The sequence below is a fragment of the Microbacterium sp. Leaf436 genome, from assembly GCF_001424715.1.
Taxonomy (GTDB): Bacteria; Actinomycetota; Actinomycetes; order Actinomycetales; family Microbacteriaceae; genus Microbacterium.
In genome coordinates this window covers 693,490-719,130 of the sequence record NZ_LMRB01000002.1, presented here as the reverse complement: position 1 = coordinate 719,130, position 25,641 = coordinate 693,490, and the positions used below count along the sequence as shown (strand labels likewise).

Below are 25,641 nucleotides of genomic sequence, written 5' to 3'. Positions count from 1 at the left end.
GCTCGCTGAGCGTTCTCCGAAGCCCGCGTCGGAGGAGCGCACTACCGTGGAACGGTGACCGACCTCGACCCTCAGCCCACCCCGCCCGTCGCCGCCCGCCGGCCCGTCTCGCGTTCGCACCACGGCGACACCTTCGACGACCCGTACGAGTGGTTGCGCGCGAAAGACGACGCCGAGGTCGTCGGGCACCTCGAGGCCGAGAACGCCTACACGACGGCCCGCACCGGGCACCTCGCGGGACTGCGTGACACGATCTTCGGCGAGATCAAGGGCCGCACCCTCGAAACCGACCTCTCGGTCCCCGCGCGTCGCGGCGACTGGTGGTACTACGGCCGCACCGTCGCGGGCGCGCAGTACGGCATCCAGTGCCGGGCGCCCCTGGACTCCCCCGACGACTGGACCCCGCCCACTCTCTCGCCCGGCACCCCCGTCGCCGGCGAGCAGGTGCTGTTCGACGGCAACGTCGAGGCCGAGGGCACCGACTTCTTCTCGCTCGGCAGCTTCGAGATCTCGAACGACGGCACCCGCATGCTCTACGGCGTCGACGTCGCCGGCGACGAGCGGTACACCGTGCGCGTGCGCGACCTGACCACCGGCGAGACGCTGGCCGACGAGATCCCCGACACCTTCTCGGGGGCGACCTTCTCGCCCGACGGACGCTTCATCGTCTACACGACCGTCGACGACGCCTGGCGTCCCGACACCGTGTGGCTGCACGAGATCGGCACCCCCGTGGATGCCGACGTGAAGCTGTTCCACGAGCCCGACGACCGCTACTGGGTCGGCGCCGACTTCACCCGCAGCGATCGCTTCCTCGTGATCGAGATGGGCTCCTCGATCACCTCCGAGGAGTGGCTGCTCGACGCCGACGACCTCCGTGGCGAGCCCCGCGTGGTGTGGCCGCGTCGTGAGGGCGTCGAGTACTCCTCGTCGCACGCCGTCGTCGACGGCGACGACGTGCTCTACGTGCTCCACAACGACGGCGCCCTCGATTTCGAACTCGTGCGGGTCTCGGCATCCGATCCCCAAGGCCTCCGCGAGACGGTGATCCCCCACCGCACCGGTCAGCGGCTGCTCGGCGTCGACACGTTCCGCGACTGGGGCGTGGTCGGCTACCGTCGCGACGGCCTCCCGCGCCTGGGGATGCTGTCGTACGCCGATGGCGCGGTGACCGAGATCGCCTTCGACGAGCCGCTGTACAGCGTCGGTACCGGCGGCAACCCCGAGTACGCTCCCCCGGTCCTGCGGCTGGGCTACGGCTCGTTCGTCACCCCCGGCACCGTGTTCGACTACGTCGTCGCCACCGGCGAACTGCTGCTGCGCAAGCGCCAGCCCGTGCTCGGCGGCTTCGACCCCGACGACTACGGCCAGGCACGGGTGTGGGCCCCCGCCGACGACGGCACGCAGGTGCCCGTGTCGCTGGTGTGGAAGCGCTCGTTCGGCGAGCCCGGTGCGGCCCCGCGTCCCGTGCACCTGTACGGCTACGGATCGTACGAGCACTCCATCGAGCCCGGCTTCTCGGTGCCGCGTCTCTCGCTGCTCGACCGCGGCGTCGTCTTCGCCGTGGCGCACGTGCGCGGCGGCGGCGAGATGGGTCGGCAGTGGTACGAAGACGGCAAGATGCGCGCGAAGCGCACCACGTTCACCGACTTCGTCGCCGCCGCCCGTCACCTCGTCGATGCCGGGTACACCACGCCCGACCGCATCGTCGCCGAGGGCGGCAGCGCGGGCGGACTGCTCATGGGCGCCGTCGCCAACCTCGCGCCCGAGCTGTTCGCCGGCATCCTCGCCGATGTGCCCTTCGTCGACGCGCTGACGACCATCCTCGACCCCTCGCTCCCCCTCACCGTCATCGAGTGGGACGAGTGGGGAGACCCCCTGCACGACGCCGACGTCTACGCGTACATGAAGTCGTACTCGCCGTACGAGAACGTGCGCGAGGGCGTCGAGTACCCCCGCATCCTGGCGGTCACCTCGCTCAACGACACCCGCGTGCTGTACGTCGAGCCCGCCAAGTGGGTCGCGCGCCTGCGCGACGTGGGCGCCGACGCGCTGCTGAAGTGCGAGATGGTCGCCGGCCACGGCGGCGTCAGCGGCCGCTACAACGCCTGGCGCGAGCGCGCCTTCGAGATCGCGTGGCTGCTCGACGTGCTGGGCCTGGCGGAGTAGGCCGAGCCGCCGCTGGATGCCCCGGTGCTGGACGCCTCGTCGCTTCGTGCGGCGGGGCGTTCGGCGTTATGGGCTGCAGGGCGTGTCCCACTTTGTGCGACTATCGCGCCTGAATCTCGCACAAAGTGGGACACGGGCTCACGGCGACCGCTCACCGTCGGCCGAGGCGGCGGCCCACTGCCGTCGCCCCCGTGGGCATGTCCCAGTTTGTGCAGCTATCGCGCCTGAATCTCGCACGAAGTGGGACACGGGCTCACGGCGGCCGCTCACCGCCTGCTGAGCACCGTCGGGCGGGGACGGTCCTCCCCCGCGCGCCGATGCGCGCGGCCATACACAGAACGCCCCGCGCACTCGTGACCGCAGTCGCAGTGCCTGCATCCTCGAGTGATGGTCGACGATCCGCTGATCTTCTCCGTCCGCGATGCCGTGGCGTCGGGGCGCTCGCGCTTCGCTCTGCGCCACGTCGGCATGCGGATGCCGTACCGCGGCGTTCGTTCCATCGCTGCGCCTGCGCCTCCCGACGATCTGCGCGACCGCGCCGCCGAGTACGCGCCGCGCCTTCGCGACGGACAGTTCTTCAGCCACGAAACCGCGCTGGGGTTGCTCGGCGTTCCGTTGCCTCCGTATCCCTGGCTTCCCGGCATCCATGTGTCGGCGCATCGCCCGAGACGCGAGCCGCGCATCGGCGGCGTCCGCGGCCATCGACTTCAGACGCGTGACGCGGCCACCGCGCGCACACCGGAGGGCTGGCCCGTCGAGGACCCCGTCAGGGCATGGCGACAGTGCGCGACTCTCTGGCGCATCGACGACCTCGTCGCAGCGGCCGACTTCCTGCTCACCGAACTGCGCCCGCGGGTCGATGCCGATGACCTTCGCGCCGAGATCGCCCGCATGGGCGATAGCGAGGGCAAGGCGCTCGCCCGCGCGCTCGCGCTCAGCCGTCACGGACCGCGTTCGGCGGCCGAAACCCGCCTTCGCCTGGTGCTCGTGCGCAACGGTCTGCCCGAGCCGGAGATCTCCTGGGTGCTGCGCGATACCGAAGACCGCTTCGTCGCCGAGCTCGACCTGGCCTATCCCCGGTGGAAGGTCGGTGCCGAGTACGACGGCCGCGTCCACGCCGAAGACATGCGGCAGTTCGCACGGGACGCCGATCGTTGGGACGCCATCCGCGCCTCCGGCTGGGATCACGTGCGCATCCTCTTCCACCACATGCGGTCCGACGGTGCTCCGGCGGTTCGAAAGGTACGGGAGGCGCTCGAACGCGCGGGCTGGCGTGAGTGACCGCTCGCATGTCCCACTTCGTGCAGGTTTCCTCCGCCGCAACTGCACAAAGTGGGACATGGCAGGTAAGCCGCCAGATCACCGTCTCCGCAGATCCTGAGGCGTGTCGCCTCGCGACGGGCGTGTCCCACTTCGAGCAGGAATGCGACCGTAAAGCTGCACGAAGTGGGACACGCGCCTCGACGAAACGCAGACGCCCCGCCACGCGCGAGCGGGACGGGGCGACGAACGAGCGCGGCTCAACCGAACAGCGCGGCGGCCTCTTCGTAGCGGTACAGGGGCACGCTGTTCAGCTCGCCGAGGGCGTCGGCGAACGGCACGCGCACGATGTCGGTGCCGCGCATCGCGACCATCTGCCCCCAGGCGCCTTCGTTCAGCGCGTCGGCGGCGTGCAGGCCGAGGCGCGTCGCGAGAACGCGGTCGAAGCCCGACGGCGAGCCACCGCGCTGGATGTGGCCGAGCACCGTGGAGCGGGTCTCGATGCCGGTGAGGCGCTCGATCTCGGGCGCGAGCAGCTCGCCGATCCCGCCGAGGCGGGGACGGTTGAAGGCGTCGAGGCCCTTGTCGCTGAACGCTTCGTCCATGCCGGTGAGCTTGAAGCCCTCCGACACGACGACCAGCGGCGCGCGGCCGCGGTCGTGGGCGCGGGTGACCTGCTCGACGATCTCGTCGATCGACATCGGCACCTCGGGGATGCAGATGACGTGCGCGCCCGCGGCGATACCCGCGTGCAGCGCGATCCAGCCGACGTGGCGACCCATGACCTCGGCCACCATGCAGCGCTGGTGCGAGTCGCCGGTCGTGCGCAGGCGGTCCATGGCATCCGTCGCGATGTTCACGGCGGTGTCGAAGCCGAACGAGTAGTCGGTCGCGCGCAGGTCGTTGTCGATCGTCTTGGGGACGCCGAGCACGTTGATACCGTCCTTCGACAGACGGTCGGCCGCCGCGAGCGTGCCCTCGCCGCCGATGGCCAGGATGCCGTCGATGCGGTGCCCGTACATGGTCTTCGAGATGTTCTCGGCGCCGCCGCGCGCGCCCTCGTAGGGGTTGGTGCGGCTGGTGCCGAGGATGGTGCCGCCGACCTTGGACAGCCCCTTCACCTCGTGACGCGTCAGGGGGAAGAAGTCGCCGTCGACGACGCCGCGCCACCCGTCACGGATGCCGACGAATTCGATGTCGTAGTTGGTCGTGCCTTTGAGCACGACGCCACGGATGACCGCGTTCAGCCCGGGGCAGTCGCCGCCGCTGGTCAGGATGCCGATCTTCATGGGCAGAGTCCTCAAGTGCTGTGGTTCGGGTGGAGGTCGGCGCCGTTGCCGTCTCCGACCCTATCGCCGCAGACGGGAGCGGTGCCACACGGCGGGGGCACCGCCTGCGGATGCCGTGGGCCCGGGACCCCGCGCAGCCGTCACGACCGGCGCCATCGGCGCTCGTCTCCGTGCGGGTCGATGACCCAGCTTTCCGCGGGACCCACTGTCGGCGCCACCTCGAACCAAAACGTCTCGTCCGGCCCCCAGCCGGCGAGCACGCTCGCCCCGAGATCGCCGACGTCGATGGCACGCCCGGCCGTCGTGAGGTATCCCGCGACACTGAGGTGCACGCCGACGGCCTCACGCGCGAACGCCGCCCAATCGGGTTGCACCCACGCTCCCTCACGTCCGGTGGTCATGGACCACACGTATCGGCGGGAGGCGGTGACGGGGAGCGGATGCCGCCGGCACAACGCCGCCCAGGTCTCGGGGCCGTCGATCTCGATGACGTCCCCATGGGGCGCGCGCACGGGCTCGACGCGGGCCGATTCCCATCCGAGGGAGTCTTCGACGAGGGTCAGTCCGGCGGGACCCGTCGTGCCGCGCACGCGAGTCGTGCGCGGGAGGCCGGTCGGAGGCGTCGACCACCAGGTTCCCGAGACGTCCCGGCCCGCGAATTCCGTCGCGAAGCTGTGTTCTTCCGCTGCGATATCGTCGCGCCAGCGGGCCAGGACCACGACCGGGTGTGCTGCCGGCGGGCGAGGAGTCTCCCAGCACACCGTCGCCTGGGCCGCGTGGTCCACCGGACTGGTCCACCACTCGGCAAGGGGCGAGGCGGCGATCGCTGCTGCCACCGGCTCGAGGACCGGATGCATCTCGTCGGTCGCCAACAGGACGTCCTCGCCGTACGGCGGCTGCCAGTAGGCGGCCAGATCGACGGCCACGGCGAGCGCCGTGTCGAGCACGGCACCGGTGACGGCGGTGGCCCGGAGGCGACTGAGCGCCGCGGCCGCGTCGGCGGGGCTCACCTGGGGCTCGACGAACGCGGACGTGTCGGACCCGATGACCAAGAACGTACCCGGGTTTTCGGCCAGGGGGCGCGCGGCCCACGACACCGCGGCGGCCGCATCCTCAACGCCGCGCCGGCCCTTCTCGCCCAGCAGAACCTCGAGACACAAGCGGCGCCCTCGTGGTCCCGCCAGCAACGCGTCGGGATGGAGGGTCATGTGCCGACCCTAGCCTCCCTGTTCCTCTCCGCCGCCGGACAAAGCCTGGAAACCGAGCAACGCGCACGAACGCCCCGAGACCGAAGCCCCGGGGCGTGCGAGAAGCGACGGCTCAGGCCGCGCCGAGCGCCTGACGCAGCAGGTGCATGAGCGCCGAGAGCTGCACGGAATCGCTGGAGCCGGCCTCGATCGACTGCCCGTCCAGGGCGCGCTGGGCGAGCCCCTCCTTCGAGTCGATGAGCTCGGCGATCTTCGTGTCGATCGTGTGCGCGGCGATGATGCGCCACGCGGTCACGGGCTCGCCCTGACCGATGCGGTGCACGCGGTCGATCGCCTGCGTCTGCTCGGCCGCGGTCCACGACAGTTCCGCGAGCACGACGTTCGACGCCGCCTGCATGTTCAAGCCGACGCCGGCGGCGGTGAGCGAACACACCGCGATGCCGACGGTCGGGTCGGTGTTGAAGGCGTCGATCGCGGCCTGGCGGGCCGTCGACGTCTGCTCTCCGCGCACCGACACGGCTTTGAGCCCGGATGCCTTGAAGTGGGCCTCGGCGGCATCCATCACGTCGATGTGCTTGGCGAAGAACACCACCTTGCCCACCGAGCGCTGCAGCTGCACGGCGTAGTCGGCCGCGAGGTGCGCCTTGGCCTGACCGATGCGGCGGACCATCGTGAAGACGTTCTCGCTGCCGGAACCGGCGGCCTTGGCCTCTTCGAGCTCGCCGTGGGCGACGAGGCGCACGATGTCGTCGTCGATCTCGCCGGCGGCGAGTCCGCGATCGCCGCGGGCCTCGATGATGCGGCGGTACTTCGCCGCGAGGCGGGCACCCAGTTCGCGCTCGGCCTGGCGGATCGAGCGACCGAATTCGTCGTCGAGCTCGACGGGCAGATCGGCCACGAGCTTGTCGGGTAGGTCGGCGGCGACGTCTTTCTTCTTGCGCCGCACGATGCCCATCGAGATGACGGCCTCACGCGCTTCGGGGTAGAACGCCTTGTCGGCGGGCGTCAGGCCCGTGGCATCCAGCTTCTCCATGAGCTCGGGACCGGGCTTCTCGCCGTTGGTCCAGCCGAGGAACCGCCAGATCGCGTCGAAGTCCTCGACGTCGTTGATCAGCGGGGTACCCGTGAGGGCGAGCATGAGCGGATCCCGCGTCTGCTGACGGACGCGCGAGGCCAGGGCCAGCACGTTCTGCGAGCGCTGCGACGTGAGGTTCTTGATGAAGTGCGCCTCGTCGACGACGATGCCCTTCAGGCCGATCGACGACAGCCACGACAGGTGACGGTCGAGGATCTCGTAGTTGACGATGAAGACGTCGGCGAAGGCGTCGATGTCGGCTCCACCACCCGAGATGACGGTGGCCCGACGCTGCGGAGTCCAGCGCTGCACCTCGCGGGCCCAGTTCATCTTGACGACGTTGGGCACCACGACGAGCAGCGGGTACGCGTCGGCGACCGAGGCCGCGAGCACCGACTCGGCCGTCTTGCCGAGGCCGGGCTCGTCGGCGAGCAGGAAGGAGCGGTGCCCCTCGCGCACGGCTTCGAGGAAGCGCGACTGGTGCGGCATGACCTCGAGTCCACGCGGCGAGAGCCGGTCGAACTCGGGCACGGGCGGGAGGTCCATGCTGGCGGCCGAGCCACCGGCGCCGATCTCGAACGCCTTGTACAGCGGGCCCATGAGCTCCCAGCCGTCGAGCCGGCGCCGCGGGGCGTCACCGGTCGCGCGGGGGGTGAGGTCGGGGGCGAGGAACGGGTTCGCCATCTGGCGCGCCTCGATGGATGCCGGCACCACCTGCTTCTCGGCGAGAGCCGCCGAGACCATCGGCGTCACCTGCGGGGCGGTGTCGGTGATGATCAGCTCGTCGGGCGGCAGCTCGGCGCCCGACTCGATCAGCCAGTCGCGGCGCATGCGCCGGGCGACGGGCGAGGTCGTCTGGTCGACCTCGAGCAGCTGGATCAGCGAGGTGTCGCGCGCGGCGGTCTTGGCGAGGATCGTCGCCACACCGTCGAGCCGCTTGAGCAGCTCGGCGCGCGCGGCGTCGGTGATCTCGGTGTCGGCCTTGACCCGGGCGCGCTCTTCGCGCACCAGGAACGCGATGACCTGGAACTTGATGCGATTGGTCGGCCCCAGCTTTCCGCGCTGGGCCTTGGCCTCGATCTCGCGCACCTTGCGGGCGAGGATCGGGATGACGGGGGCTTCTTCGTCGCGTCGGGATGACGTGGTCTTCCTGCGCCGCTGGCTCGAGCCTCGGGCGGCGGTTGCCGTGGTCGGCATGCTCCTCCTGAGCGTGTCGTCCGGATGACAGTCCGGAGCGTCCGGCGAATGCCGGTGGATCAGTGACCCCGGGAATCGTCGCGCGAACCGCCGCCGAAGAGGCGGTGTCGGCGACCCGCAACGCGTCTACGCCGGAACGGCTCGCGAGAAAGCGGATGACGAGGTCATCGATATTCTAGCGGTCCCGACCCCCTCCTCGCGTGAGGTGCCGATATTCGTCGCCTCGGAGCCCGCTGAAGCGACAGATACTGGCACCTCCCGCGAACGGCCTCGGGTCAGGACGCGCGGCGCAGACGCAGGCTGTTGAGCACCACGAAGACGCTCGAGAAGGCCATGGCCGCCCCGGCGAGCATGGGGTTCAACAGTCCGAGTGCGGCGAGCGGCAGAGCGGCGACGTTGTACGCGAACGCCCAGAACAGGTTGCCGCGGATCACGCGCATCGTGCGACGGCTGAGCGCGACGGCGGTGACGATCCCGCGCGGGTCGTCGCGCATGAGGGCGACGTCGCTGGCGTGCAGCGCGGCATCCGTTCCCCCGCCCATCGCGATCCCCAGATCGGCGGATGCCAGGGCGGCGGCGTCGTTGACCCCGTCACCGACCATGGCGACGGTGCGTCCCTCGGCCTTCAGCGCCGCGATCTCGGCGACCTTGCCCTCGGGAAGCACCCCGGCGCGGACGCGTTCGATGCCGAGCTCCGCGGCGACCGCGCGCGCGATGTGCGGGTTGTCGCCGGTGAGCAGCACCGGTTCCAGACCCATCCGGCGCAACTCGGCGACGGCCTCGGCGCTCTCGGGGCGCACGGTGTCGGCGACCTCGATCACGGCGCGGGCGTGCACGACGCCCAGATCGTCGGGCCATCCGGCCACGACCACCGTTCCGCGCTGCTCGCCCGCCTCGACCGCCGCGGCGAGCGCCGGCGGCAGCGCGGCACCGAGGTCGGCGGCCAGCGCGGGACGCCCGGCGAATACGCGCACCCCGTCGACGACGCCGACGATCCCCCGACCGGGGAGCGCCTCGAGGTCGCCGGCGACGGGTCCGTCACCGGCGGCCGCCACGATCGCGTGGGCGACGGGGTGCTCCGACCCGCGCTCGACCGCCGCGATGCGCCGCAGGGCGTCGGCGGCATCCTCTCCGTCGACGACCGTGACGGTCGTGACGCTCATGCGGCCCGAGGTCAGGGTGCCGGTCTTGTCGAGAACGATCGTGTCGATGCGCTCGGCCGATTCCAGCGCCGCCGGACCCGTCACCAGGATGCCGAGCTGCGCGCCCCTCCCCGTGCCGACGAGGATGGCGATCGGGGTCGCCAGACCCAGCGCGCACGGGCAGGCGATGATGAGCACGGCCACGGCCGCGGTGAATCCGGCGGCGACCGGCTGGCCGGCGACGAGCCACGCGACGAGGGTGAGCACCGCGAGCACGATGACCACGGGCACGAAGACGCCCGAGATGCGGTCGGCGAGGCGCTGCACGCGGCTCTTGCCGAGCTGGGCGTCTTCGACGAGGCGCGCGATGCGGGCGAGGCGCGTCTGCTCGCCGACACCCGTCGCGCGGACGACCAGGCGACCGCCCGCCGCGATCGTGCCGCCGGTGACCCGCGACCCGGGCCCGACCTCGACGGGAACCGACTCACCGGTCAGCATGCTCTCGTCGACCGAGGCGCGCCCCTCGAGCACCTCGCCGTCGGTGGCGACGGTGGCGCCCGGGCGCACGACGAACTCGTCGCCCACGGCGAGCGCGTCGACGTCGATGCGGCGACCGTCGGCCAGCTCGGCCTCGCGCGCACCCAGGTCGAGCAGAGCGCGGAGCGCCGCCCCGGCGCGACGCGTCGATCGTTGCTCGATCACGCGACCCAGCAGCAGGAACACCGTCACGGCGGCGGCGACTTCGAAGTAGACGACCGAGGTGGAGTCGTGCACGGGACCGAACAGCATCACCTCGTGCCGGATGCCGATACGCCCGGCCGTCCCGAACACGAGCGCCCACACGCTCCACAGGTAGGCCGCGAACGTGCCCAGGGTGATGAGCGTGTCCATCGTCGCCGCACCGTGGCGCGCGTTGCGCAGGGTCGCGCGGTGGAAGGGCCACCCGCCCCAGAGCACGATCGGGGTGGCGAGCACGAGCGAGACCCACTGCCAGGCGGGGAACTGCCACGCGGGCACCATTCCGAGCGCGACGACCGGAACCGCCAGGCCGAGCGAGACCCAGAGGCGCACGCGCAGGGGCGTGGTTCCGGGGGCGTCGGTGTGGTCGTGGACGTGAGCGCCGGGGGCGCCGGGAGCGTGCGCGTGATCGTGGTCGCCGTGCGCGTCGGGGCCGGCGTGGTCGTGCGTGCGGGCGTCAGGCCCGGCGGTGGCGGCGTCGCGGGCGGTCTCGACCTCGACAGGGGTCGACGCCGCGCGACCGTGCGGCGCGACGATGTCACGACCGGTGACGGCGTCGATCTCTCCCCCCGGGGCGGGTACGGCGACCGCCGCGACGGGGGCGGGCGCTGCCGTCGCGCCGCGCGCGCGCACCCGGGCGTCGTACCCGGCCGCCCGTACGGCGTCGACCAGCGCGGCGGGGTCGAGCTCGGCCGGGTAGCGCACGCGCGCCGTCTCGGTCGCGAGATTCACCGCCGCCTCGACGCCGTCGACGCGGTGCAGGCGCTTCTCGACGCGTGCGACGCAGCTCGCGCACGTCATGCCTTCGATATCGAGCACCGCCTCGGCGGTGGGTGCGGTGGCATCCGTGTTCTCGCGCATGGCTCCTCCTCGTGTCCCCCGGGACAACACGATACCCCCTGGGGGTATTCCGGGGGGTCGCCCGGACACGATGCAGCAGTCCACCGCGCACCCCGCGCCCCACCGCGCGCCGGCTCCGCTGCTCGAAGCTCCCTCCCGCGGCCGCCCGTCCCGCGGCCGAACCGGACCCGCCCCCGCCGCGCGACCCTACGCTGGAGCCATGGCCGAGCCGATGACACGCGAGCAGCGCACCATTCTCGCGATCGCGGTCCTGGCCTCGTTCGTGTCGTTCCTCGACGGAACGGTCGTCAACGTCGCCCTCCCCGCGATCGCCGGTGAGCTGGGCGGGGGCTTGTCGACCCAGCAGTGGGTGGTCGACGCGTACCTGGTGACCCTCGGTGCGTTCATCCTCGTGGCGGGTTCGCTCAGTGACGTCTTCGGCCGCGTCGTCGTGCTGCGCGTCGGCCTGATCGGCTTCGGCATCACGTCGGTGGCGATCGCCGCGGCTCCCACGGCCGAGTTCCTCATCGTGGCGCGGGCCTTGCAGGGCGTGGCGGGGGCCCTGCTCGTGCCGAGCTCTCTCGCCCTCATCACCTCGACCTTCCGCGGACCCGCGCAGTCCCGCGCGATCGGCATCTGGACCGGGGCCACCACCGTCGCCATGATCGCGGGACCCCTGATCGGCGGCGTCTTCGTCGACACCCTGTCGTGGCGCCTGGTGTTCCTCGTCAACGTGCTGCCGATCGCGGTGACGATGTGGCTGCTCACCCGTCTGGGCCGGCGGGACCATCGTCGCCCCGGCGCCCGGGTCGACATCCTCGGCGCGGTGCTCTGCGCAACGGGTCTCGGCGGGGTCGTCTTCGCCCTCATCGAGCAGCCGAACCTCGGGTGGACGTCACCGGTGATCTGGATGCCGGGGGTGATCGGCGCCGCAGCCTTCGTCGGCTTCCTCGTGCGTCAGCGCGTGGCGCGCGATCCGATGATGCCGCTCGATCTGTTCCGCGCCCGCAACTTCTGGGCCGGCAACCTCGCCACCGCGTTCGTGTACGCGGCCCTGTCGCTGAACGGCTTCGTCGTGAGCGTCTACCTGCAGCAGGGCGCGGGCCTGCCCGCCACGCTCGCGGGTCTCGCGTCGCTGCCGAGCACGCTGCTCATGATCGCGCTGAGTTCCCGGATGGGCGCCCTCGCCGGACGCTTCGGACCGCGCCTGTTCATGACCCTGGGCCCGCTCGCGATGGCCGCCGGCTCGCTGCTGCTGCTCACCGTGGGCGAGGACTTCGACTACTGGACGCAGGTGCTGCCCGGCATCGTCGTGTTCGGCCTGGGCCTGACCGCCACGATCTCGCCCCTCACCGCCGCCGTGCTCGGCGCGATAGACACCGAGCGCTCGGGGATCGCCTCGGCGGTCAACAACGCGGTCTCCCGCGTCGCCGGTCTCCTCGCCATCGCGGGCGTGTCGGCGGTGGTGGGCGGCGCGCTCGATCTCGGCGGCTTCCACCGGGCGGCCCTCTTCACCGCCGCGCTGATGGTGCTGGGCGCCACGGCCGCGTTCCTCGGCATCCGAAATCACCTGTCGCGGCAGGACTGACGGCCGGATCCGCTCGGCCGTGGGTGACCGCGCGGCCATGCCCCGCACCTCGGGGCCACATCCGACGCCCCCACCCGCAGCGCGCCGCCCCGATCCGCCCCGCCTCACGCGAGGATCGCGCGCGTCCGTTCCACGTCGTCGGCCATCTGCACGAGCAGCGCGTCGATGCCGTCGAACGCGGTCATCTCGCGCACCCGCTCGACGAACCGCACCTCGACGTGGTGTCCGTAGAGGTCGAGGTCGGTTTCGTCGAGCACGTACGCCTCGACCTGGCGGGAATGCACGTCGTCGAACGTCGGGTTGGTGCCGACGCTGATCGCGGCGGGGTAGCTGATGCGCCGGCCGCCCTCGACATCGACGAGCCATCCGGCGTAGACGCCGTCGGCGGGCACGAAGCCCTCGAGGTCGCTCGACAGGTTGGCCGTCGGATACCCCAGCTCGCGCCCGCGCTTCAGGCCGTGCACGACCTCGCCCCAGACCGACGGCGCACGGCCGAGCAGTCGAGCCGCGGTGGTCACATCTCCGGCCGACAGCGCCTCGCGGATCCAGGTCGACGACACCCGTCGGTCGGCGTGCACCGCGCGCACGTCGTCCACGACGTCGACGCGGAAGCCGTGCTGGGCGCCCAGGCGCGTGAGCAGCGCGGGGTCGCCCGCTCCCCCGGCACCGAAGCGGAAGTCGCTGCCGACCAGCACCGTCCGCGCTTGCAGGGCGTCCACGATGATGCGGCGGACGAACTCCTCGGCGGGAAGGGCCGCGAGCGCCTCGTCGAAGGTCAGCAGCAGGGTGGCATCCACCCCCGCGCGCTCGAGCAGCTCGAGCTTCTGGTGCGGACCGATCACGTCGGTCGGGCACAGATCGGGCCGCAGCACGCGGAGCGGGTTGCGGTCGAAGGTGACGGCGACGACGCGGGCACCGTCGGAGGCATCGACCCGCGCGCGATCGATGACGGCCCGGTGCCCGGTGTGCACGCCGTCGAACTTGCCGATCGCGACGACCGAGGGGCCGAACCCCGCCGGCACCTCCGCCGGATCGCGGAAGACGATCACGGTGCCATCCGGCGATGGCGCGTGAGCCACCACAGGCCGAGGAAGGGCAGGACGAGCGGGATGAAGAGGTAGCCGTAGCCGTACACCGACCACACCGTCGGGTGCTGGAACAGCGCCGGCAGCACGAGGCTGAGCGTCCCGACGACGAGCACGCCGACGAGTTCGAAGCCGATCGCGATCCAGGCGACGCGGTACCAGGCGAGCCGCGCCGAGAAGATGAGGGCGAGGGTGGCGAGGATGTACACGACCGCGGCGAGCGCCGACAGCGAGTACGCCAGCGGGGCGTCGTCGAACTCGCGCACGATCTGCACGAACGATCGGCCCGTGGCGGCGAGCGCCATGATGCCGTAGACGACGACGAGGACACGGCCGATGCCGGTCATCCCCCGGGAGCGGGTGGGAGTGGTGGATGCCATGACCCCACGATTCTAGTTCGCTCACGCCGTCGCCGAGCGGCGCTCCCCCGCCGCGGCCTGCTCGAGCCCGTCCAGGGCGTCGCGCCGCACGGCCCCGCCGCCGGCGTGGATACGCTCCCCGCGAGGTCGCCGAGCCCGTGGGGCACCCTGATGGCGCGATGCCTCGTGCGCGTGGTGGCTCGGCCGGATCGTCGGCGGAGACGATCAGGCGATCTGCACCGTCCAGATGACGTACATGCGCCACACCATGACCGCGACGGCGAGGGCGGCGACGCCCATGATCACGGTGCTCCAGCGGCTGCGCTCGATGAGCGCCCACGCGGCGCCGGCCACGGGGACGAGAGCCGCCGACACGAGGTAGGTCCAGAACTCGAGCAGACTGCCCGACGGCGGGTTTCCCGCGAACGGCGCGATGATCGCGACGACGATCTGCACGATGAGCAGCAGCTCGATGAGGGCGAGGGAGCCGACCGTGACGTCGCCCGGGCGGCGACCGGCGAGCCCCGCCACGACGGCGACGAGACCGGCGAGCACGGCGATGCCGACCTGCGCGAGGGTGAACCACAGGATCATCGGGCGGCCTCCGTCGGCATGTTCATGACGCTCTTCAGCTGCGCGCCGCGCTTCTCGACGACGCCGATCAGCTCTCCGTCGGGGTCGATGGCCGCGGCCACGGCTCCGGTGAGGCGCCCGCCGCCGTCGATGCGCTTGCCGTGTCGCAGGTCGCGGGCCTCGTCGGCGCCCACGGCCAACGCCCCCATCACGACGGCCGCGGCGGTCGCGGGGGGCACGAGCTCGTTCTCGGCGATGTCGTCGACGGGCGCCGCGACGGCGACGTCGAAGGAGCCGATCCGCGTGCGGCGCAGCATCGTCAGGTGCCCGCCCACCCCGAGGGCCGCACCCAGGTCGCGGGCGAGGGCGCGGATGTAGGTCCCGCTGGAGCAGTCGACGACGACGTCGAGCTCGATCGTCGCCTCACCCCGGCGGGTCTCTCGAACGGCGAAGCGCGACACCGTCACGCGCCGGGCCTTCAGCACGACCTCTTCCCCCGCGCGGGCCAGGTCGTAGGCGCGGCGCCCGTCCACCTTGATGGCCGACACCGTGCTCGGTACCTGCTCGATCTCGCCGGTCAGGTCGGCGATGCCCGCGGCGATGGCCGCGTCGGTCACGGCGGCCAGGGCCGTGGCATCCGCTCGGGCCGTCTCGATCCCGTCGGCGTCGTCGCTGTCGGTGGCGACACCCAGCAGGATGGTGGCCTCGTAGGTCTTGTCGACGCCCACGATGTAGGTCAGCAGGCGCGTCGCCCCTTCGACGCCCAGCACGAGAAGGCCGGTCGCCATCGGGTCGAGGGTGCCGGCGTGCCCGATCTTGCGGGTGCCGAGCGCCTTGCGCGCCCGCGACACGACGTCATGGCTGGTGATGCCTCCCGGTTTGTCGACCAGGAGGATTCCGGGGCGCACCATCAGCAGAAGTCTCCGAAGACCTGCACGGGGTGGGCGGGGTCGGAGTTCTCGACGATGACGGATGCCGCAGCCTTCGGTCGCGCCGTGCGGAGGTAGTGCTTCTCGGCCTCGGGCAGTTCCGGACGGGGCGTGCCGATGGGCGGGTTGCTCTCGAGCCAGATCGAGAAGTTCCAGAGTCCGCGCACCTCGGAGGCGTGGAGGAAGCGTCCGGAGACGACGAGCACCGCGTCGGCGGGGGCGACCTCGCCCGGCCCGAACGACTCGCCCGCTCGGAAGGGCGCGATCAGGCGCTCACGGGCGCGCGGCGCCCCGTCGGCGAGGGCCGCTCGGAAGACCGCCGTGCCCTCCTCGTCGACAGCGGCCGCGAACGCATCGGCGAAGGCGCCCGCCGCCTCGGCGTCGAGCCCGTCGACGGCGACGACGACGCGCCCCGCGCGGTTGTTCTGCCGCATCAGGTCGCGCAGGCTGCGCGGCAATTCGGGGGCGGTGTTCTCGGACGACATGCCTCCAGCCTACGGTCGACCACCGACATCGCACCCCCGCCCGAGGCTCCCGCCCCCGGCGTATCCGGCTCGCGCGGGGCGAGAAACGCGGATCCTCCCGAGACACGCCGCGACACCGCGTGTCTCGGCACGATCGGCGTTTCTCGCGACCTCCCCGCACGCTCCGCCCGCCCGCGGCGTTCTAGGCTGAACGGATGCCCGCACTCGCCGCCCCGCTCATCGAGTGGTACCGCGACGCGGCGCGCGATCTTCCGTGGCGCCGGGAGGGGTTCGGCGCGTGGGGCACGCTCGTCAGCGAGTTCATGCTGCAGCAGACCCCGGTCGCACGGGTGATCCCGCACCTCGACGCCTGGCTCACCCGATGGCCGACGCCCTCGGACCTGGCCGCTGCTCCCCCGGCCGACGCCGTGACGCAGTGGGCCAATCTCGGCTACCCGCGGCGGGCCCTGTGGCTGCACCGCGCGGCGGTCGAGATCCGCGATCGTCATGACGGTGTGGTTCCGCGCGACGTCGACGCGTTGCTGGCCCTCACCGGTATCGGTGACTACACGGCGCGCGCGGTCGCGGTCTTCGCGTACGGGGACCGGCATCCGGTCGTCGACACGAACACGCGGCGCGTCCTCGCCCGAGCCGTCGAGGGGCGCGCGCAGCCGGGATCCCCGAACAAGGCCGACCTGGCGCGGATGGATGCCGAGCTGCCCGACGACATCGTCGAGTCGGCCATCGTCAACGCGGCGGCGATGGAGCTGGGCGCGATCGTGTGCACGGCTCGGTCGCCGAGATGCGAGGTCTGCCCGCTGGCGGCACAGTGCGCCTGGCGCGCGGCCGGATACCCCGAGTCGGAGGACCGCCGCCGACGTCAGGCGAAGTACGAGGGCAGCGACCGCCAGGCGCGCGGCGCCGTGCTGAGGGTGCTGCGCGAGGCCGCCCCCGCGCCCGTCGCCTTGTTCGCCGTCGTCCCCGACTGGCCCGACGCCGTTCAGCGCGACCGCGCGATCGACTCCCTCATCGCCGACGGCCTCGCCGAGGCATCGGACGGCCTTCTGCATCTGCCGGGCCACCCGGCATCCTGAGTCCCGCCCGGGAGCTCCGGCACGCCCGCGATACGAGAAACGGCCGGACGCCGGCCCCGAGGGGCGGCATCCGGCCGTGTCGTCGCGCGGGCTCAGGCCCGCGGGGCGTCGTCGTCGTCGGCGGCGTCGTCGTCGTCCGTGTCACTTTCGTCGAGCTCGTCGTCGTCGTCGGCGTCGTCTTCGCGCGGCTTGACGTACGGGTCGGCGTCGCCGGCGTACGTGGCCGCGGCGGCGAGACCCGCGACCGACTGGTCGCGCTCGCGCGCTTCGCGCAGCAGCGCCGAGATGTGGTCGGCGTTCTCGGGAATGGCGTCGAGGATGAACTCCAGCGACGGGGTGAGGCGCGTGTTGAGGTTCTTTCCCACCTCGCTGCGCAGCAGTCCGGTCGCCGACTTCAGTGCCGCCGCGGTGTCGTTGCGGTGCGCTTCGTCGCCCATGACGGTGTAGAACACCGACGCGTGCTGCAGGTCGCCCGTGACGCGTACGTCGGTGATCGTCACGAAACCGAGCCGCGGGTCACGCAGCCCCTTCTCGAGACGTTCGGCGAGCACCACGCGGATCCGGTCCGCCACTCGTGCCTGTCGCTCTCCTGCCACTGCCTTCTCCTTTGTTTCACTACCGCCGCGAGTCGAGCGCCCCGTGACTCGTCCGCCGGGTGAGGTGGCGCCGTTCGCCGCTGCACCCAGCGTAGGCCGGAGGGGGTGTGCATTCTCCCGAGCATCGGGGTAGGGGCCCCGCTCTGCTCGGGGGAATGCACACCCCCGCAGGCCGAAGCGGGAGCCGCGCCAAACAGCGCGACCCCCGCCCCGTGGATCAGCCTCGCGGCTTCTCGATGAGTTCCGTCGTTTCGATCTCATCACCGATCTGGATGTCGTTGAACTTGCCGAGACCGATACCGGCCTCGAAGTCCGTACGCACCTCGGTGACGTCGTCCTTGAAGCGACGCAGCGACTCGATGGCCAGGCCATCGGCCAGCACGACACCGTCGCGGATGACACGAGCCTTGGCGTTTCGCGTGATCGTTCCCGATCGCACGATGACACCGGCGATGTTGCCGAACTTCGAGGAGCGGAACACCTCGCGGATCTCGGCGACACCCGACTGCACTTCTTCGAACTCCGGCTTGAGCAGGCCCTTGAGCGACTGCTCGACATCGTCGATCGCGTTGTAGATGACCGAGTAGAACCGCACGTCGACACCCTCACGGGCGGCACGCTCGCGGGCCTTCGTGTCGGGACGGACGTTGAAGCCGATCACGATCGCGTTGTCGATCGTGGCCAGGTTGATGTCCGACTCGGTGATCGCACCCACACCGCGGTGGATGATGCGCAGCTGGACGCTGTCGTCGACCTCGATCTTGAGCAGCGATTCCTCGAGCGCCTCGACGGCACCCGACACGTCACCCTTGATGATGAGGTTGAGCGACTCGACCTTGCCCTCTTCGAGAGCACGGGTGAAGTCCTCGAGCGAGATGCGCTTGCGGGCCTTGGCCAGCTGGGCGTTGCGCTCGGCGGCTTCACGCTTCTCGGCGATCTGACGCGCGGTGCGGTCTTCTTCGGTGACGATGAAGACGTCGCCGGCGCGGGGAACCGAGTTGAGGCCCTGCACCGAGACGGGACGCGAGGGGTAGGCCTCGTCGACCGCGTCGCCGTTCTCGTCCATCATCGCGCGGACGCGGCCGTAAGCCGTTCCGGCGACGATCGCGTCTCCGACGCGCAGAGTTCCCGACTGGATGAGCACCGTGGCGATCGAGCCGCGGCCCTTGTCGAGCCTCGCTTCGATCGCGACACCGCGGGCCGCCTTGTTCGGGTTGGCCGTGAGGTCCAGCCCCGCGTCGGCGGTGAGCAGCACGGCATCCAGCAGAGCCTGGATGTTGAGGTTCTCGCGAGCCGACACGTCGACGAACATGACGTCTCCGCCGTACTCCTCAGCGACCAGACCGTACTCGGTGAGCTGCTGGCGCACCTTGGCCGGGTTGGCGTCGGGCTTGTCGACCTTGTTGACCGCGACCACGATCGGCACGTTGGCCGCCTGGGCGTGGTTCAACGCCTCGACCGTCTGGGGCATGATGCCGTCGTCGGCCGCGACCACGAGGATCGCGATGTCGGTCACCTGCGCACCGCGGGCACGCATGGCGGTGAACGCCTCGTGACCCGGGGTGTCGATGAAGGTGATCGCGCGCTCGATGCCGTCGTGCTCGGTCCAGATCTGGTACGCACCGATGTGCTGCGTGATGCCGCCGGCCTCGCCCGCCACGACGTTGGTCTGGCGGATGGCGTCGAGCAGTCGCGTCTTACCGTGGTCGACGTGGCCCATGACGGTGACCACGGGAGGACGGATCTCGAGATCGTCCTCGCTCTCGGCTTCGAGTTCGCCGTCGAGGTCGAGACCGAAGCCCTCGAGGAGCTCTTTGTCCTCGTCCTCGGGCGAGACCATCTGGATCTTGTAGCCGAGCTCGGCGCCGAGCACCTCGAAGGTGGCCTCGTCGAGCGACTCGGTCGCGGTGGCCATCTCGCCCAGGTTGAACAGGATGGTCACGAGCGTGCCGGGCTGCACGTTGTAGCCGCGCAGGGCCTCGAGCTTGTCCGCGAAGTCGGAGATCGATGCGCCGCGACGGAGGCGGATGATCTCGCCGTTGCCCTTCGAGACGTTGACGCCGCCGACGACCGGCGCCGACCGCATCTCGAATTCCTGCCGCTTCGCCCGACGCGACTTACGCTGCTTCGACTTGCCGCCGCCCTTACCGAAGGCACCGGCGGTACCACCGCCGGGACCACGGCCACGACCGCCACCACCGCCGGGACGACCGGCGAAACCGCCGCCGCCCGCACCGGGTGCGCCACCGGGCCGCTGGAAGCCGCCACCGGCACCGCCGGGACGACCGGGGCCGCCGGGACGCTGCTGGAACGGGGCGCCCGGACGACCGGCACCGCCGGGACGACCGGCACCGCCGGGACGGGGAGCGCCGGGACGCGGGGCACCGGGACGCGGAGCCTGCGGGCGCGGGATGTTGCCGGGCGTCGGGCGTTGGCCCATGCCCTGCGCCGACGCGAACGGGTTGTTGCCCGGACGGGGACCGGCGGGACGCTGGCCCATGCCCTGGGCCGACGCGAACGGGTTGTTGCCCGGACGCGCGCCACCCGGACGCGGGGGCGAGCTCGGGCCGGGCTTGGGGGCACCGGGGGTCGCCGACGACGACGCCTCGGCGTCACCGGACGCGGGAGCTGCGGGAGCGGGGGTCGCCGCAGCCGGGGCGGAGGCCTCGGGAGCGGATGCCGCGGGGGTCGCCGCCGCGGGAGCGGCCTCGGCCGGAGCCGGGGCTGCGGCGGGGGCTGCGGGCTTGGCGGGGCCCGGGGTCGGACCCGACGGGCGGGCGCCCGGGGTCGCTGCCGGACGAGCGGGGCCGGGACGGGCGCCGGGGCGCGCCGCAGCGGCGGCGGGCTTGGCATCCGAGGATCCGGAGGAGCTCTCGGCCGCGAGGGCGGCGCGGAGCTTGCGAGCCACGGGGGGCTCGATGGTGGATGAGGGGCTCTTGACGAACTCGCCGAGCTCCTTCAGCTTCGCAAGCGCGACCTTGCTGTCGACGCCGAGCTCGGAAGCGATCTCGTGCACGCGTGGTTTTGCCACAATTCTCCTGTCTGAGGGCCTACCCCGGACAGGGCAGACCGTTACTTGCGGACGGGTCTCATTTCGAGCCGTTCACTTCGTGTCCATAGCCGTTCAGCCTTTTCGCTGGTGGTGTGATTCGAAGGTCTGCGTGTCAAGCGGGCCTGACACACGCAATGCTCGTACGAAGGCGCGACGCGTGAGAGCTTTTCTCACGCACGCGTCCGTCTCGTGCACCCACGCACCCCGGCCCGGCAGGACCGCCCGCTCGTCGGGGACGAGCTGAGATCCGTCGGCGACCACACGCAGAAGCGAGGATCGGGGGGCGCGTGCGCGGCATCCGACGCACGTTCGTACTGGTTCCATCGTACACCTCGCCGTCGCCGCAGCGACGGACGCTCAGTTGTCTTCGAGGATGCTGTCGGGCTGGATGTCGATCTTCGCGCCGGTCAGCTTGGCGGCCAGACGCGCGTTCTGCCCCTCTTTGCCGATCGCGAGCGACAGCTGGTAGTCGGGCACGAGCGCCCGGACGGCCTTGGTCGTGGCGTCGAGGACGAAGCTCGAGGTGACCTTGGCCGGCGACAGCGCGTTCGCGACGAAGCGCGGCAGCTCGGCGTCGTAGTCGATGATGTCGATCTTCTCGCCCGCGAGCTCTTCGGTGACGGCGCGCACGCGGCGGCCGAGCTCACCGATGCAAGCGCCCTTGGCGTTGACTGTCGGGTCGTTGGCCTTCACGGCGATCTTCGAGCGGTGACCGGCTTCGCGGGCGAGCGACACGATCTCGACCAGGCCCGCGGCGATCTCGGGCACCTCGAGGGCGAAGAGCTTGCGGACCAGGCCCGGGTGCGTGCGCGACACGGTGATCTGCGGCCCCTTGTTGCCCTTGGACACGCTCGTCACGTAGACGCGCAGACGCGAGCCGTGCGCGTAGGTCTCGCCGGGAACCTGCTCCTCGGGCGGGAGGATCGCCTCGACCGTTCCGAGGTCGACGTGCACCATGCGCGGGTTCGGGCCCTGCTGCACGACGCCGGCGACGATGTCGCCCTCTTTGCCGCGGAACTCCCCCAGCACCGCGTCGTCGGCGATGTCGCGCAGACGCTGGCTGATGACCTGCTTGGCGGCGAAGGCGGCGATGCGACCGAAGTCGTCGGAGGACTGCTCCTCTTCGCCGATGACGATGTCTTCGTCGTCGGTCACGGGTGTGAAGACGCCGACGTGTCCGGTCTTGCGATCGAGTTCGACGCGGGCGCCGGCGGGGATCTCGCCGGTGGGCGAGATGTGCTTGGCGTAGGCGGTCAGGATCGCCTGCTCGATGATGCGCGCGAGTTCATCGAAGGGGATCTCCTTCTCGCGTTCGATCGTCTTCAGAAGTGCGAGATCGATGTCCACAAGGGCCCTCCGTTATTCAGCTCTCGTCGACGCGACCGGCGCCGACAACCCCCCTACGATACCCGGGATGCCACCCGCCCCGCGACCCGGCGAGCGATTCGGCCGACGCCCGGGCTGCGCACGACTGCTGTGATCCGCCCGCCGCCTCCCCGCCGACACGCGGAATCTCGGCACCTCGACCCGCGCGACGTCGCGAAGTTCAGGAGTTCTGCACGGGAGGGCCGGTGGCGGGCAGCTCGACGCACGGGAGCCTGCGTCACAGGCGCTCGAGCGGGTTGGCGGCCAGCTTCGCGACCACTCCCCCCTCCGCCAGTCGGCGCGCCGCGGTGTCGGGCTTTCGCGCGGCCTGGTCGAGCACGCAGGCGCCGAACTCGGCGGCGAGCGTTCCCCGCGGATGGGCGCGGAGCACCTCGCGGCGGAAGTCCTCGGGCAGCGCGTCGGGGCGGGCGCCCGAGATGTCGAGCGCCGTCGCCGTCTCGAGCAGGTGGCCCTCGGCATCCATCGCCGGGTCGACGCTCGGCCAGTTGTGCCGCACGATCACCTCGAGCACGCGCTGGCGCCGCGCGGGCTCCCACCCCGCCCCCGTGGTCAGGGCGATGCCGACGTGGCCGCCCGCGTGCTCGTACGAGAGGGTGTGGTTGTCGTACTCGGCGACCGTGCCGACGTCGTGCAGCACGGCGGCGACGTACAGCAGCTCGTGGTCGATGCCCGTGATGCCGTCGACGCGCGCGAACGCCTCGGCCCAGAGCCAGGAGCGCAGGGCGTGCGCGGTGATCGCGGGCGACTGGTACTGCGTCGCCAGTTCGAGGGCACCGCGCGCGGCGAGGGTGTCGGGCACGGGGATGTCGGCGATCTGCACGGGGCCTCCGGGGTCGGGCGAACCCTCACTCTTCCGCCGCGCGCCCGGCGCCGACAGACCCGCGCCGGTCAGCGACCGAAGGCATCCTGCCAGAGCGGGGCACCCCGCGGGGCCCCGAGCGGTACGCCGGTCGTGCGACGCGCGCTCGCCACGGAACGCGGATGCCTCGACCGAGGGGGCCGCGGCATCCGGAACCGCTCAGCTCACGGGCGACGCGTGCCAGATGCGCTCGAGGTAGTCGCGCATCGCGCGATCCGACGAGAAGTACCCGCTGCGCGCGACGTTGAGGATCGCCGAGCGCACCCAGCCGTCCTGGTCGGCGTAGGCGGCGTCGACCCGCTCCTGCGCGTCGAGGTACGACGAGAAGTCGGCGAGGGCCATGAACCGGTCTTCGTACAGCAGGTTCGACACGAGCGGCTCGAACACCGTGCGGTCGCCGTCCGAGAACGCTCCCGAGGCGATGAGGTCGATGGCGCTGCGCAGCCGCTCGTCGCCCTGGTAGTGGTCGGCGGGGCGGTAGCCCTCGCTCCAGAGCGCCTCGACCTCGGGCTCGCTCATGCCGAAGAGGAAGAAGTTGTCGTCGCCGACCAGGCGGCGGATCTCGACGTTCGCTCCGTCGTCGGTGCCGATGGTGAGCGCTCCGTTGAGCGCGAGCTTCATGTTGCCCGTGCCCGAGGCCTCTTTGCCCGCGAGCGAGATCTGCTCCGACAGGTCGGCGGCGGGGATGATGCTCTCGGCCAACGTCACGTTGTAGTTCGCCGGGTACAGCAGCTGGAGCTTGCCCTCGACGCGCGGGTCGGCGCTGACGACCTCACCCACGGCGTTGATGAGGTGGATGATGCGCTTGGCCATGCCGTACCCGGGTGCGGCCTTCGCCCCGAACAGGAACGTGCGCGGCTGCACCTCGTCGATCGGCAGGCGCCCCGACACGATCCCCTCGTACGTGCTGACGATGTGCAGCACCTTCAGCGTCTGCCGCTTGTACTCGTGCAGGCGCTTGATCATCACGTCGAGCATGTGGGTGTCGTCGAGGGGCGCGTCACCGCGGGACTCGAGCACCCGCCCGAGGCGCCGCTTGTTGGCGAGCTTCACCGCGGCGAAGCGCTCGCGGAAGTCGCCGTCGTCGGCGAGGGCCTCGAGCCCCCGCAGCCGCTCGAGGTCGACCGTCCAGCCCGCGCCGAGGGCCTCGGTGATGAGGGCCGACAGGTCGGGGTTCGCCAGGCGCAGGAAGCGGCGCGGGGTCACGCCGTTCGTGACGTTGGTGAACTTGTCGGGCCACATCTGGGCGAAGTCCTTGAGCACGTTGTCGCGCAGCAGCTGCGAGTGCAGCTCGGCGACGCCGTTCACCTTGGAACCGGCGACGGTGGCGAGGTAGGCCATGCGCACCGAGCGGGTGGGGTGCTCGCCGATGATCGACATGTTGCGGATGAGCATCTCGTCGTCGCCGAAGCGCTCGCGCACCTCGAGCAGGAACTCGTCGTTGATGCGGTAGATGATCTCGAGGTGGCGGGGCAGCAGGCGGCCGAGCAGGTCGACCGGCCAGACCTCGAGCGCCTCGGGCAGCAGCGTGTGGCAGGTGTAGGCGAAGCACTTCTGCGTGATGGCCCAGGCGGCATCCCACTCGAGCTTCTTCTCATCGACGAGCACGCGCATGAGCTCGGGCACACCGATGACGGGGTGGGTGTCGTTCAGCTGGAAGATGACGCGCTCGGGCAGAGCCTCGATGTCGAAGTCGTCGGGAAGCACGTTCTCGATGAAGTCGGCGATCGAGGCCGCGACGAAGAAGTACTGCTGCTGCAGGCGCAGCTCTTTGCCCTGGGGCGTGGAGTCCTCGGGGTAGAGCACCTTCGAGATGTTCTCGGCGAACGTCTGCGCGCGCACCGACTCGACGTAGTCGCCCGAGTTGAAGGTGTGCAGGTCGAAGGCGTTGGTGGCCACCGCACGCCACAGGCGCAGGGTGTTGACGCGGCCGTTGTGATAGCCCGGGACCATCATGTTGTACGGCACCGCGAGCACGTTCCACTCGGGGACCCAGCGGGTGCGCTCCACGCCGTCGTCGTCGTACGTCTCGGTCGTGCCGGCGAACGACACAGTCTGCGCGGCCTCGGGGTGCGGGAAGTCCCACGGCGAGCCCATGCGCAGCCACGCGTCGGGCTGCTCGATCTGCTGCCCGTCGGCGAACGCCTGGCGGAAGATGCCGTACTCGTACCGGATGCCGTACCCGATGGTCGGCACGCTCATCGTCGCGAGCGAGTCGATGAAGCAGGCGGCCAGACGGCCCAGGCCGCCGTTGCCGAGGCCCGGCTCGATCTCGACCGCGCGCACGGCGTCGATGTCGATGCCGCACTGGGCGAGCGCCTCGGTGGCGATGTCGGTGAGGCGCGCCGCGAGCAGGTTGTTGTCGAGCTGACGGCCCAGCAGATACTCGGCCGAGAGGTAGCAGACGGTCTTCGCCTGCAGCTTCTTCTGCTGGGCGCGATCGTCGAACCAGCGCGCCATGAGGTAGTCGCGCACCGTGAACGCCAGCGCCAGGTACTGGTCGTTGACGTCGGACGCCGACAGGGTCACGCCCTGGTCGAAGTTCAGGTTCTGCAGGAACTGTTTCGTGAAGCCGTCGACCGAGGCTGCGGGCGCCACGACGGGCGCGATCGCGAGCGGGTGGGTGGGACGGAGCTCTGGTGTGTTCTCGGGCACCCTCCGACCGTAATCAGAACGACCCCGTCCTGCCAGGATTCACCGAGAACGACACATGATCTTCACCACCGCGCCGCACGACG

General features: G+C 71.2%; 19 protein-coding genes. 4 read left to right on the top strand and 15 right to left on the bottom strand.

The window, feature by feature from the left end; genetic code table 11:
• Positions 1-54: 54 nt before the first annotated feature.
• The gene (locus tag ASG45_RS07595) at positions 55-2,169 is read left to right on the top strand and encodes a S9 family peptidase (RefSeq protein ID WP_055835002.1); all 2,115 of its coding nucleotides are present in this window, start codon (positions 55-57) and stop codon (positions 2,167-2,169) included.
• Positions 2,170-2,643: 474 nt separating this feature from the next.
• Positions 2,644-3,450, top strand: a complete 807-nt coding sequence (locus tag ASG45_RS07590) for a hypothetical protein (protein WP_156459404.1) — start codon at positions 2,644-2,646, stop codon at positions 3,448-3,450.
• 239 nt (positions 3,451-3,689) lie between these two features.
• Here ASG45_RS07590 and ASG45_RS07585 read toward each other — a convergent pair whose 3' ends face one another.
• The 4 genes from ASG45_RS07585 to ASG45_RS07570 form a co-directional block, all read right to left on the bottom strand.
• A complete protein-coding gene (locus tag ASG45_RS07585; protein WP_055834994.1) occupies positions 3,690-4,718 on the bottom strand; it encodes a 6-phosphofructokinase in 1,029 nt (342 codons plus the stop codon).
• 140 nt (positions 4,719-4,858) lie between these two features.
• Positions 4,859-5,926, bottom strand: a complete 1,068-nt coding sequence (locus tag ASG45_RS07580) for a hypothetical protein (RefSeq protein ID WP_156459403.1) — start codon at positions 5,924-5,926, stop codon at positions 4,859-4,861.
• A 112-nt stretch (positions 5,927-6,038) separates the two neighbouring features.
• On the bottom strand, positions 6,039-8,198 hold the full coding sequence (locus ASG45_RS07575) for a DEAD/DEAH box helicase (protein WP_055834989.1): 2,160 nt from the start codon (positions 8,196-8,198) through the stop codon (positions 6,039-6,041).
• A 275-nt stretch (positions 8,199-8,473) separates the two neighbouring features.
• Complete coding sequence (locus ASG45_RS07570; protein WP_055834986.1) at positions 8,474-10,939, bottom strand: heavy metal translocating P-type ATPase; 2,466 nt, start codon at positions 10,937-10,939, stop codon at positions 8,474-8,476.
• A 199-nt stretch (positions 10,940-11,138) separates the two neighbouring features.
• Between ASG45_RS07570 and ASG45_RS07565 the strand changes: the two genes are divergently transcribed.
• A complete protein-coding gene (locus ASG45_RS07565; protein ID WP_055834983.1) occupies positions 11,139-12,506 on the top strand; it encodes an MFS transporter in 1,368 nt (455 codons plus the stop codon).
• 104 nt (positions 12,507-12,610) lie between these two features.
• Here ASG45_RS07565 and ASG45_RS07560 read toward each other — a convergent pair whose 3' ends face one another.
• The 5 genes from ASG45_RS07560 to ASG45_RS07540 all read right to left on the bottom strand — a co-directional run bounded on the left by ASG45_RS07560 (position 12,611) and on the right by ASG45_RS07540 (position 15,937).
• A complete protein-coding gene (locus tag ASG45_RS07560; RefSeq protein WP_055834980.1) occupies positions 12,611-13,555 on the bottom strand; it encodes a bifunctional riboflavin kinase/FAD synthetase in 945 nt (314 codons plus the stop codon).
• Positions 13,552-13,971 (bottom strand): hypothetical protein, encoded by a 420-nt coding sequence (locus ASG45_RS07555; protein WP_055834977.1) that lies wholly within the window; start codon positions 13,969-13,971, stop codon positions 13,552-13,554. The genes ASG45_RS07560 and ASG45_RS07555 overlap by 4 nt, the downstream gene beginning before the upstream one ends.
• Positions 13,972-14,175: 204 nt before the next feature.
• Positions 14,176-14,544: a hypothetical protein gene (locus ASG45_RS07550; RefSeq protein WP_055834974.1), complete on the bottom strand. Its 369-nt coding sequence runs from the start codon at positions 14,542-14,544 to the stop codon at positions 14,176-14,178.
• Positions 14,541-15,434, bottom strand: a complete 894-nt coding sequence (gene truB / locus ASG45_RS07545) for a tRNA pseudouridine(55) synthase TruB (RefSeq protein WP_055834971.1) — start codon at positions 15,432-15,434, stop codon at positions 14,541-14,543. Before truB ends, ASG45_RS07550 begins: the two co-directional genes overlap by 4 nt.
• Entirely contained in the window at positions 15,434-15,937 is a 504-nt protein-coding gene (locus tag ASG45_RS07540; RefSeq protein WP_055834968.1) for a hypothetical protein, read from the bottom strand. The genes truB and ASG45_RS07540 overlap by 1 nt, the downstream gene beginning before the upstream one ends.
• 194 nt (positions 15,938-16,131) lie before the next feature.
• Here ASG45_RS07540 and ASG45_RS07535 point away from each other — a divergent pair, with 194 nt between their 5' ends.
• On the top strand, positions 16,132-17,010 hold the full coding sequence (locus ASG45_RS07535; RefSeq protein WP_055834965.1) for an A/G-specific adenine glycosylase: 879 nt from the start codon (positions 16,132-16,134) through the stop codon (positions 17,008-17,010).
• 92 nt (positions 17,011-17,102) lie between these two features.
• Here the strand turns inward: ASG45_RS07535 and rbfA are convergent, their stop codons facing one another.
• The 6 genes from rbfA to ASG45_RS07510 all read right to left on the bottom strand — a co-directional run bounded on the left by rbfA (position 17,103) and on the right by ASG45_RS07510 (position 25,558).
• Entirely contained in the window at positions 17,103-17,606 is a 504-nt protein-coding gene (gene rbfA / locus ASG45_RS07530; protein ID WP_055834962.1) for a 30S ribosome-binding factor RbfA, read from the bottom strand.
• A gap of 217 nt (positions 17,607-17,823) precedes the next feature.
• Complete coding sequence (gene infB, locus ASG45_RS07525; RefSeq protein ID WP_181015974.1) at positions 17,824-20,637, bottom strand: translation initiation factor IF-2; 2,814 nt, start codon at positions 20,635-20,637, stop codon at positions 17,824-17,826.
• A gap of 93 nt (positions 20,638-20,730) precedes the next feature.
• A complete protein-coding gene (locus ASG45_RS15870) occupies positions 20,731-20,982 on the bottom strand; it encodes a YlxR family protein (protein WP_082516504.1) in 252 nt (83 codons plus the stop codon).
• 33 nt (positions 20,983-21,015) lie between these two features.
• On the bottom strand, positions 21,016-22,005 hold the full coding sequence (nusA, locus tag ASG45_RS07520; protein WP_055834956.1) for a transcription termination factor NusA: 990 nt from the start codon (positions 22,003-22,005) through the stop codon (positions 21,016-21,018).
• Between the two features lie 256 nt (positions 22,006-22,261).
• A complete protein-coding gene (locus tag ASG45_RS07515; RefSeq protein WP_055834953.1) occupies positions 22,262-22,864 on the bottom strand; it encodes an HD domain-containing protein in 603 nt (200 codons plus the stop codon).
• Between the two features lie 198 nt (positions 22,865-23,062).
• On the bottom strand, positions 23,063-25,558 hold the full coding sequence (locus ASG45_RS07510; RefSeq protein WP_055834950.1) for a glycogen/starch/alpha-glucan phosphorylase: 2,496 nt from the start codon (positions 25,556-25,558) through the stop codon (positions 23,063-23,065).
• Positions 25,559-25,641 lie beyond the last annotated feature (83 nt).

Excerpts from the sequence above, each read along its gene's own strand:
- ASG45_RS07580 (WP_156459403.1), bottom strand. The coding sequence starts at position 5,926 with ATGACCCTCCATCCCGACGCGTTGCTGGCGGGACCACGAGGGCGCCGC.
- ASG45_RS07555 (WP_055834977.1), bottom strand. The coding sequence starts at position 13,971 with ATGGCATCCACCACTCCCACCCGCTCCCGGGGGATGACCGGCATCGGC.
- truB (WP_055834971.1), bottom strand. The coding sequence starts at position 15,434 with ATGGTGCGCCCCGGAATCCTCCTGGTCGACAAACCGGGAGGCATCACC.
- ASG45_RS07575 (WP_055834989.1), bottom strand. The coding sequence starts at position 8,198 with ATGCCGACCACGGCAACCGCCGCCCGAGGCTCGAGCCAGCGGCGCAGG.
- ASG45_RS07590 (WP_156459404.1), top strand. The coding sequence starts at position 2,644 with ATGCCGTACCGCGGCGTTCGTTCCATCGCTGCGCCTGCGCCTCCCGAC.
- ASG45_RS15870 (WP_082516504.1), bottom strand. The coding sequence starts at position 20,982 with ATGGAACCAGTACGAACGTGCGTCGGATGCCGCGCACGCGCCCCCCGA.
- ASG45_RS07540 (WP_055834968.1), bottom strand. The coding sequence starts at position 15,937 with ATGTCGTCCGAGAACACCGCCCCCGAATTGCCGCGCAGCCTGCGCGAC.
- ASG45_RS07535 (WP_055834965.1), top strand. The coding sequence starts at position 16,132 with ATGCCCGCACTCGCCGCCCCGCTCATCGAGTGGTACCGCGACGCGGCG.
- ASG45_RS07550 (WP_055834974.1), bottom strand. The coding sequence starts at position 14,544 with ATGATCCTGTGGTTCACCCTCGCGCAGGTCGGCATCGCCGTGCTCGCC.
- ASG45_RS07570 (WP_055834986.1), bottom strand. The coding sequence starts at position 10,939 with ATGCGCGAGAACACGGATGCCACCGCACCCACCGCCGAGGCGGTGCTC.
- ASG45_RS07565 (WP_055834983.1), top strand. The coding sequence starts at position 11,139 with ATGGCCGAGCCGATGACACGCGAGCAGCGCACCATTCTCGCGATCGCG.
- ASG45_RS07585 (WP_055834994.1), bottom strand. The coding sequence starts at position 4,718 with ATGAAGATCGGCATCCTGACCAGCGGCGGCGACTGCCCCGGGCTGAAC.